Consider the following 9,206-nt stretch of genomic DNA (forward strand, 5'->3'; position numbering starts at 1 on the left):
CAGCGCGCCTTCGCCGCAGGCGATCACCACGCCCTGCGCGTCGGCGGCGAGCACCGTACCGGGTGCAGCGTCGCCATGCTCGGGCGCGCGTGCCAGCGGCTGCGCCTGCCAGCACTTGATCGCCGCGTCGCCGATCTGCACGCTGGCGCCGGGGAAGGGATTGAAGGCGCGGATCTGCCGGGCGAGTTCCACCGCGGCGCGGCGCAGATCGAGCCTGGCCTCGTCCTTGCCGATCTTCTCGGCATAGGTGACGCCCTGCTCCGGCTGCGGCTCGGCCGGCAGCGCGCCGTCGGCCGCCAGCCGCCGCAGCGCCTGCACGATCATGCGGCCGCCGAGCGCCGCCAGCGTGTCGTGCAGCGTGCCGGTGGTGGTGTCCTCGCCGATCGGCACCGCTTCGCGCGCGATCATCGCGCCGGTATCGAGGCCCTCGTCCATCTGCATCAGCGTGATGCCGGTCTGCGCGTCGCCCGCCTCGATGGCCCGGTGAATCGGCGCGGCGCCGCGCCAGCGCGGCAGCAGCGAGGCGTGGATGTTCAGGCAGCCATGGCGCGGCAGCGTCAGCACCTCGGCCGGCAGGATCAGGCCATAGGCGGCGACCACCATCACGTCGGGCGCCTGCGCGGCGAGCGCGTCGATCGCGGCGACCGCTTCCTCGGGATACTTGCCATGGCGGCGCAGCGAGCGCGGCTGCAGGATCGGACCGAGCCCCTGCGCCAGCGCATGCTGCTTGACCGGACTGGCCTGCAGCTGCATGCCGCGTCCCGCCGGCCGGTCCGGCTGCGTCAGCACCGCCACCACCGGAAAGCCGGCCTCGACGATGGCCGCGAGCGCGACGCGCGCGAATTCGGGCGTGCCGGCAAAGGCGACGCGCAAGGGGGCGGGGCTGGTCATGGAACGCTCCGGCTGGACGGTTGGACTCTGAAAGGCAACACCGGCCGCGAGGGCGGCCGGTGCGGAGACTGCAAGGGAGGCATCAGCATAGCAAACCCGCTGGCGCGGGCTGCCGCTGGATTGCGCGTGACTGGTGCGCGCTTACATCCGGGTACGCGCGCGCTTCTGCAGCTTGGACTTGATGCGGTTCAGCTTCAGCGGCGACAGGTATTCGACGAAGACCTTGCCCTTCAGGTGGTCCATCTCGTGCTGGATGCAGACCGCCAGCAGATCGTCGGCCTCGAGCTCGAAGGTCTCGCCGTTCTCGTCGAGCGCGCGCACGCGCACGCGGTCGGGGCGCTCGACGCGGTCGTAGACCTCGGGCACCGACAGGCAGCCCTCTTCCCAGACCTTGCGGTTGTCGCTGGCCCAGACGATCTCGGGATTGATGAAGACGCGCAGCTCGTCGCGGGTCTCCGAGATGTCGATCACGATGACCTGCTCGTGCACGTCGACCTGCGTCGCCGCCAGGCCGATGCCGGGGGCTTCGTACATGGTTTCCGCCATGTCCTTGACCAGTTGGCGGATGCGGTCGTCCACCTGCGCGACGGGCTTGGCCACGATGTGCAGGCGGGGGTCCGGGTAGGTGAGGATGTCGAGTTTGGCCATGGTGCTGATGCGCGACGCCGATGCCGCCGTTGCTTGCCGCTGCTGTCGAATGGGCCGTTGTCGCATTGTCGCGGCAGGGGCCATGTCAGCAAAATCGGGGCGCGAATGGAAAAAATCAAGGCGCGCCGGCGGTCGCTGCGCGCTGTTGAGGTACCCGCTGTTGGGTACCCCGCTGTTCGGAACCGTCAATCCGGCCAGGACATCCAACCGGCTCAACAAAGTGCGCGATCTTACCAAAGAACCTCAGGCGGCGCCGGTGTGGCGGTTGCGGCGGCAATGGCGGCAATGGCGGCAATGGCCTCTGTGGTGTCTGTGCCGTCTGTGGCGGCGGTGGTGGCTGTGGTGGCCGGCACGCCGGCCTGCGCGGAGCCTCGCCCTCGCGGGGTTGATGGTCGCCCTGCCCTGCGTCGCGGGTCCCAGCATCGTGGCGCTACCCGATGGCCGGCAGTTCGGCGCCGCCGGCGATGTTGCGTATGTGATCGGTATGCCGCTCGACGCCACGGTTGGGAGCCGCTGGCAGGTGTACGCACCGTCCGCCGCCGACCCGCGCGACCGGCGAGGCGGTGAGGTCTTGCCGCGGCTGCCGCCCGATGTGCCGGCGCAGAACCTGGGTACGGTCGAATTGGTGTCGGGTTCCGCCGGCCTGGGCGGTATCGCCGTCGTGAACATCGTGTCTTCCGTCCGCGAGTTGATGCCGGGCAGCGTGCTGGTGCCGTTGCCCGCCGGTCGATCCGAAGCCGAACCGATCGCAGAAGTGGAATGAACAGCATATAGAACGCCGCCTATGCCGGAACCCTGCTCTGCTCCCGAAGCGTGCGCCGCCATGATCGACCCGGACGAGGTCGCGGCCTGGCTGCGCCTGGAGGCCGTGCCGGGCCTTGGGCGCCGGACCGCTCGGCTGCTGCTGGACAAGTTCGGGCTGCCGCAACAGGTGCTGGCGGCGGGGGAAGCGCAGCTTGCGCGCTGGCTGCCGGGCCCCGTGGCCAGGGACGTCCGGGCGCGGCCGGATGCGGCCCTGTCGGCCAGGATCGGCCGCACCGTGGCGTGGCTGCGCGAACCCGGCCACCACCTGCTGACACTGGCGGACCCGGCCTACCCCCGCCCCTTGCTTGACCTCGCCGACCCGCCGCTGCTGCTGTACGCTCGCGGCCGGCTCGAGATACTGCAAAGGCCGGCGCTGGCGGTGGTCGGCGCGCGCAGCGCCACCGTGCAAGGGGTGCGGGACGCCGAACTATTCGCCTCCACGTTTTCCAGCGCCGGAATCACGGTCGTGTCCGGCCTCGCGCTCGGCATCGACGCGGCGGCGCATGCGGGCGGGCTAGCCGGCCCGGGCGGCACCATCGCCGTGGTGGGGACCGGGCTGGACCGCTGCTATCCGGCCTGCCATCGCGCCCTGGGGCAGCGGATTGCCGCCGAAGGGCTGCTGCTCAGCGAATTCCCGCTGGGTACGCCGGCGCGCAGCCAGCATTTTCCACAGCGCAACCGGCTGATCGCGGCGCTGGCCCGCGGCGTGCTGGTGGTCGAGGCGGCGCTGCGTTCGGGTTCGCTGATCACCGCGCGGCTGGCGGCCGAGCTCGGCCGGGAGGTGTTCGCGGTGCCCGGCTCGATCCACGCGCCGCTGGCGGCGGGCTGCCACCGGCTGATCCAGCAGGGGGCCAAGCTGGTGGCGTCGCCACAGGATGTGTTCGAGGAACCGGGTTTGTTGGCAGATCCGCGGGCAAGTCCGTGGGCAGGTTCGAGGGCAGATTCGTGGGCGGGAGGCTCGCGTGCCGCCGGCAAGCCGGAGACCGCGGCGCGGTCGTCCGCCGCCGCCGATGCGCTGGGCACCGCGCTGGCGTACGATCCGGTCGATCCCGACACGCTGTGCATCCGTACCGGGCTGCCGCCGGAGGCCGTTACCGCGGCGCTGCTGCAACTGGAATTGATCGGTGCGGTCGAGCGGATGCCGGGCAATCTGTACCGGCGTCTGGCCCAGGCGTAAACGCCGCCCAGCACGTCAGGCGGCCGGAGTCGCTACAATCGCCGTTCCTCGTGCCCGATCAGGCGCTTGTCACCGTGGCCGTCACGGCGTTGGTCACGTGCTCGATCAATCGCATGAAGGCTCATGTTTGGATGACCGATGGCCGTTTACTTTCCCGAACGCGATGCGGCCGCGATAGCGGCGGCGTTGCGGGCCCACCCCGAGGGTCGCCTGGTGGCGTGCCTGTGCGCCGAGTGGTGCGGCACCTGCCGCGACTATCTGACGGTCTGGCGCGAGCAGGCGGCGCGCCATCCGGGCGATTGCTTCGTCTGGATCGATATCGAGACGCATGCCGACGCGCTGGGCGACATCGACATCGAGAACTTCCCGACCGTGCTGGTGCAGGATGCCGCCGGCGGGGCGCCCCAGTTCTATGGCACATTGCTGCCCCACGCCGACACGCTGGCCCGGCTGCTGGGCCGCGGCGCGGCCATGCCGGCCGGCGCGGAACCGCCGCCGGATCTGCTCGGCTGGTTGAATCCTGACGGATCGGGCCGGTCACAGCAGGGAGAAAGCGGCCTTTGAAGCCCGCAGGGGCTGGGTCTGGAACGAGTCCGGCCCAAGGATGAGGCGCGAAGGCGGGGATGGAACTCGCCTTGCACCGTTGTCAATACCCCGCTTATTATTGGCGCCTCATGGCCCCCGGGGGGCCTCAAGTGTGCTGTTTACATATTAGTGCTGTGCCAAACGCGGTCCGCCAAGGGGCGGCCGGCAAGGATTCCCACCCATGTCCAAAGCTCTCATCATCGCGGAAAAGCCATCGGTCGCGGCCGATATCGCCCGTGCGCTCGGGGGCTTTACCAAGCATGACGAGTATTACGAGAGCGACGAATATGTGCTCTCGTCGGCGGTTGGCCACCTGGTGGAAATCGCCGCACCGGACGAATACGAGGTCAAGCGCGGCAAGTGGAGCTTCGCCAACCTGCCCGTGATCCCGCCGCACTTCGACCTGCGCCCGATCGCCAAGACCGAGTCGCGCCTGAAGGTGCTGAACCGGCTGATCAAGCGCAAGGACGTCACCCGCCTGATCAACGCCTGTGACGCGGGGCGCGAGGGTGAGCTGATCTTCCGGCTGATCGTGCAGCAGGCCAAGGCCAGGCAGCCGGTGCAGCGCCTGTGGCTGCAGTCGATGACGCCGCAGGCGATCCGCGACGGCTTCGCCAGCCTGCGCGAGGACGCCGAGATGCTGCCGCTGGCCGACGCCGCGCGCTGCCGCTCGGAGGCGGACTGGCTGGTCGGCATCAACGGCACCCGTGCGATGACGGCCTTCAACAGCAAGGGCGGCGGTTTCTTCCTGACGACCGTAGGCCGGGTGCAGACTCCGACGCTCTCGATCGTGGTCGAGCGCGAGGAGAAGATCAAACACTTCGTGCCGCGCGACTACTGGGAAGTGCGCGCCGAATTCATCGCCGCGGCCGGCCTGTACGAGGGCCGCTGGTTCGACCCGAAGTTCAAGAAGAACGAGTTCGATCCCGAGGCGCGCGAGTCGCGGCTGTGGAGCGAGGCCGAGGCCAAGAGCATCGTCGCCGCGTGCCGCGACAAGCCGGGCACCGTCACCGAGGAATCCAAGCCGTCGACCCAGCTGTCGCCGGCGCTGTTCGACCTGACCAGCCTGCAGCGGGAGGCCAACTCGCGCTTCGGCTTCTCGGCCAAGAACACGCTGGGCCTGGCGCAGGCGCTGTATGAAAAGCACAAGGTGCTGACCTACCCGCGTACCGATTCGCGCGCACTGCCCGAGGACTATATGGGCACGGTCCAGCAGACGATGGACATGCTGGCCGACAGCTCGCCGAACTATCTGCCGCATGCCAGGAAGATCCTGTCCAGCGGCTGGATCAAGCCGAACAAGCGGATCTTCGACAACAGCAAGATCAGCGATCACTTCGCCATCATCCCGACGCTGCAGGCGCCGAAGAACCTGTCCGAGCCCGAGCAGAAGCTGTACGACCTGGTCGTGCGCCGCTTCCTGTCGGTGTTCTTCCCGGCGGCCGAATACCAGGTGACCACGCGGATCACCGAGGTCGCCGGCCACCACTTCAAGACCGAAGGCAAGGTACTGGTCAATCCGGGATGGCTGGTGGTCTACGGCCGCGAGGCGCAGGGCGACGACGCCAACCTGGTGCCGGTGGGCAAGGACGAGAAGGTCCGCACCGACAAGGTAGAGCCGGTCGGGCTGACCACCAAGCCGCCGGCGCGCTACAACGAAGCGACGCTGCTGTCGGCGATGGAAGGCGCGGGCAAGCTGGTCGACGACGACGCGCTGCGCGAGGCGATGGCCGGCAAGGGCCTGGGCACGCCGGCGACGCGCGCGGCCATCATCGAAGGGCTGCTGACCGAGAAATACCTGGTGCGCGAGGGCCGCGAGCTGATTCCGACCGCCAAGGCGTTCCAGCTGATGACGCTGCTGCGCGGTCTCGGGGTCCAGGAACTGACGCAGGCCGAGCTGACCGGCGAGTGGGAGCACAAGCTGGCGCAGATCGAGCGCGGCCGCCTCAAGCGCGACGAGTTCATGCGCGAGATCGCGCAGATGACGCAGCAGATCGTCAAGCGCGCCAAGGAATACGACAGCGACACGATCCCGGGCGACTACGCGACGCTGCAGACGCCGTGTCCGCAGTGCGGGGGCCAGGTCAAGGAGAACTACCGCCGCTTCGCCTGCACGGCGTGCGACTTCTCGATCAGCAAGATCCCCGGCGGGCGGCAGTTCGAGATCGACGAGGTCGAGACGCTGCTGCGCGACAAGGAGATCGGGCCGCTGCAGGGCTTCCGCAGCAAGATGGGCCGCCCCTTCGCCGCGATCCTGAAGCTGGCGCGCGACGACGACGGCAACTACAAGATGGAGTTCGACTTCGGCCAGAACGAGGACGAGAACGACGGCGAGCCGGTCGACTTCAGCGGCCAGGAGCCGGTCGGCACCTGCCCGAAGTGCAGCGGCTCGGTGTTCGAGCACGGCATGAAGTACGTCTGCGAGAACGCGGTCGGGTCGCCCAAGTCGTGCGACTTCACCACCGGCAAGATCATCCTGCAGCAGGAGATCTCGCGCGAGCAGATCGGCAAGCTGCTGGACCAGGGCCGCACGGACCTGCTGACCGGCTTCAAGTCCTCGCGTACCGGCCGCAACTTCAAGGCCTATCTGGTCAAGCAGCCGGACGGCAAGATCGGTTTCGAGTTCGAGGTGCGCGAGCCGAAGCCGGGCGCCAAGACCGCGGCAGGCAAGGCCGCGGCCAAGTCCGCCGCGAAGACCGCCGAATCCGGCGAAGCCGGCGCGGCGGCCGGCAAGCCGGCGAGCAAGACCGCCGTCAAGGCTGCGGCCAAGACCGCCGCCAAGACCGGCACCAAGGTCGCGGCCAAGGCGGCCAGCAAGACCCCCGCCAAGAAGACCGCCCGCGCCAAGACGGCGGCCAGCGCCAGCGAATAAGACGTACGAGCGAGGGACCGGCCGAGGGAGGCACACGCCGGCCTCGGTTGCTGGCGTTCTTCCGGGTCGGTCTGGGTTCTTCTGCGTTCTTCCGCCTTCTTCGGCGTTCCTTCGGGCTCTTCGGCTAGCTCGCCGCGTGATGGTCCGCGGCGACGGCCGCGGCTGCCGCCGCCCCACCCGCTCCGTCCGCGCTCTTCTTCTTCCCCTCTTCCAGCAGGAAGTCGATGAAGGCCCGCGCCTTGGTCGGCAGGAATTTGCGGCTCGGATACACCACGCTGATGTCGCGGCGCGGCAGCTGGTATTGCGGCAGGATGTGCTCCAGCAGTCCGGCTTCGATGCTGGGCCGGGCCAGATACGACGACAGCATCGCGATGCCGAGATCGGCCAGCGCCGCCTGGTGCGCCAGTTCGGCATTGCTGCAGACCAGCCCAGGCCGGATCGGCACGGTCACCTCGCCTTCGGGACCGGACAGCGTCCAGGCGTGCTCGGCATTGGTCAGCCGCATGGCGATGCACCGGTGCTGGGTCAGTTCATGGGCATGGCGCAGCGGCGCATGGGCGCGCAGATAGCCGGGCGAGGCACACAGGATCACTTCGGCCGACAGCAGCGGCCGCGCCACCAGATGCGAGCCCAGTCCGAGGTCGGACAGCACGATGCCGACGTCCCGGCCTTCCTCGACGATATCGATGCTGCGGTCCGACAGCAGCACATCGAATACCACGTCGGGATACATCTGCTGGAAGCGGGCCAGCATGTCGGGCAGCAGATGTAATCCGAACATCACTGGCGTGACGATCCGCAGCGTGCCGGACAGCGACTGGCTGCGCGCGGTGACCACCGATTCGGCCTCCTCGACGTCTTCCAGGATCTGCTGGCAGCGCTGCAGATAGGTTTCGCCGGCATCGGTCAGCGACAGGCTGCGGGTGGTCCGGTTCAGCAGCCGCGTGCCCAGATGGCTCTCCAGGTCCGCGACATAGCGGGTCACCACCGCGTTGGACATTTCCAGTTGCTGCGCCGCACGGGCGAAGCTGCCGAGTTCGACCACCTTGGCGAACACGCGCATCGATTGCAGCCGATCCATTGCACAGTCTCCCTTTTTTCTTCCCCATTTTTCCACAGCTTGGGGTTTTTGTTGTTCTTTATAGAACTAATCATTGTGTGCGGTAATGTTTATTCATATAAGGGAAATGCCTAATATGCAGCCATCGGATGCCGCACTGCAGCGAAACCCCGCCGGCGCGGACGTCCTCCCAAACAGAAGAAAGGACACATCATGACGATCTCCCGCTTTGCCCTGACCGCCGCCGCCACCGCCCTAGTTGCCACCCTGACCGCCGCTCCGGCGTTCGCCAAGGCCGGCAAGTTCGACCCGTACACCGACGGCGCCAAGGTCGGCCAGACCGACGTATTTACCGAAGGCTCCCGCCAGGGCCAGTTCGACGTGTTCAGCGAAGGCGCCCGCCAAGGCAAGTTCGACGTGTTCAGCGAAGGTGCCCGCCAAGGCAAGTTCGACGTCTTCACCGAAGGCGCCGCGAAGTAAGCACGCCGGCTGCCGGACCGCTTCGGCGGTCTGCCTGGTGTCCCGATGCCCGTGCCCCGCGCACGGGCATCGTCGTTTACGGCCTCGGGTTCGATGCGGGCTTGCGGCGGGATGATGGGGATCGACCGGTCGCCCCTACACCGGCCATCCAAACAGCAATCGCCGCCGCCTGACGGCGCGCCCGCCCTGGCGCCTCACTCCCCACCGCCCCACCGCTCGAGCCCGAGCCCGAGCCCGAGCCCGAGCGTCCGAGCGTCCGAGCGTCCGAGCGCCCGCGCACCCGAGCACTCGAGCACCCGATGCACCCGAGCACCCGAGCACCCGAGCACCCGAGCACCCGATGCACCAGATGCACCAGATGCACCAGATGCACCAGATGCACCCGAGCACCCGAGCACCCGAGCACCCGAGCACCCGATGCACCAGATGCACCAGATGCACCAGATGCACCAGATGCACCAGATGCACCCGAGCACCCGAGCACCCGAGCACCCGAGCACCCGAGCACCCATCGCGCAAAACAAAACGGGCCGCTTGCGCGGCCCGTCGAACTGGCTGTCACTGCATCAACCCGCCATCAATCGTCCCAGTCACGATGGCCGCGGCGGTGGTAGCGGTGCTTGTTCTTGTACTTGCTCTTCTTGTAGTGGCGATCGCGGTAGTAGCGGTCGCGGTCGTCGGCGTACGAA

At 68.2% G+C, this 9,206-nt stretch carries 8 protein-coding genes; 5 read left to right on the plus strand and 3 right to left on the minus strand.

Annotated elements, in window-relative coordinates; translation table 11 throughout:
• Positions 1 to 891, minus strand: an 891-nt coding sequence (gene fmt, locus AC6EI8_RS20570) for a methionyl-tRNA formyltransferase (RefSeq protein ID WP_498382738.1), incomplete at its 3' end; no start/stop codon positions are given.
• A gap of 141 nt (positions 892 to 1,032) precedes the next feature.
• Complete coding sequence (gene def, locus AC6EI8_RS20575; protein WP_149317433.1) at positions 1,033 to 1,539, minus strand: peptide deformylase; 507 nt, start codon at positions 1,537 to 1,539, stop codon at positions 1,033 to 1,035.
• On the opposite strand from def, the gene AC6EI8_RS20580 reads away from it, so the two are divergent.
• The 4 genes from AC6EI8_RS20580 to AC6EI8_RS20595 all read left to right on the plus strand — a co-directional run bounded on the left by AC6EI8_RS20580 (position 1,538) and on the right by AC6EI8_RS20595 (position 6,977).
• Complete coding sequence (locus AC6EI8_RS20580) at positions 1,538 to 2,302, plus strand: hypothetical protein (protein ID WP_498382739.1); 765 nt, start codon at positions 1,538 to 1,540, stop codon at positions 2,300 to 2,302. The genes def and AC6EI8_RS20580 overlap by 2 nt on opposite strands.
• 21 nt (positions 2,303 to 2,323) lie before the next feature.
• Entirely contained in the window at positions 2,324 to 3,520 is a 1,197-nt protein-coding gene (gene dprA / locus AC6EI8_RS20585) for a DNA-processing protein DprA (protein ID WP_498382740.1), read from the plus strand.
• Positions 3,521 to 3,658: 138 nt separating this feature from the next.
• Complete coding sequence (locus AC6EI8_RS20590) at positions 3,659 to 4,084, plus strand: thioredoxin family protein (protein ID WP_498382741.1); 426 nt, start codon at positions 3,659 to 3,661, stop codon at positions 4,082 to 4,084.
• A gap of 202 nt (positions 4,085 to 4,286) precedes the next feature.
• Entirely contained in the window at positions 4,287 to 6,977 is a 2,691-nt protein-coding gene (locus AC6EI8_RS20595; protein ID WP_498382742.1) for a DNA topoisomerase III, read from the plus strand.
• A gap of 124 nt (positions 6,978 to 7,101) precedes the next feature.
• Here AC6EI8_RS20595 and AC6EI8_RS20600 read toward each other — a convergent pair whose 3' ends face one another.
• Positions 7,102 to 8,058 carry a LysR family transcriptional regulator gene (locus AC6EI8_RS20600; RefSeq protein WP_149317428.1) on the minus strand — a complete coding sequence of 319 codons (957 nt, stop codon included), beginning with the start codon at positions 8,056 to 8,058 and terminating at the stop codon, positions 7,102 to 7,104.
• A gap of 192 nt (positions 8,059 to 8,250) precedes the next feature.
• Between AC6EI8_RS20600 and AC6EI8_RS20605 the strand changes: the two genes are divergently transcribed.
• A complete protein-coding gene (locus AC6EI8_RS20605; RefSeq protein ID WP_149317427.1) occupies positions 8,251 to 8,517 on the plus strand; it encodes a hypothetical protein in 267 nt (88 codons plus the stop codon).
• The last annotated feature ends 689 nt before the right edge of the window (positions 8,518 to 9,206 follow it).

The organism is Cupriavidus sp. R6-3, from assembly GCF_059772245.1.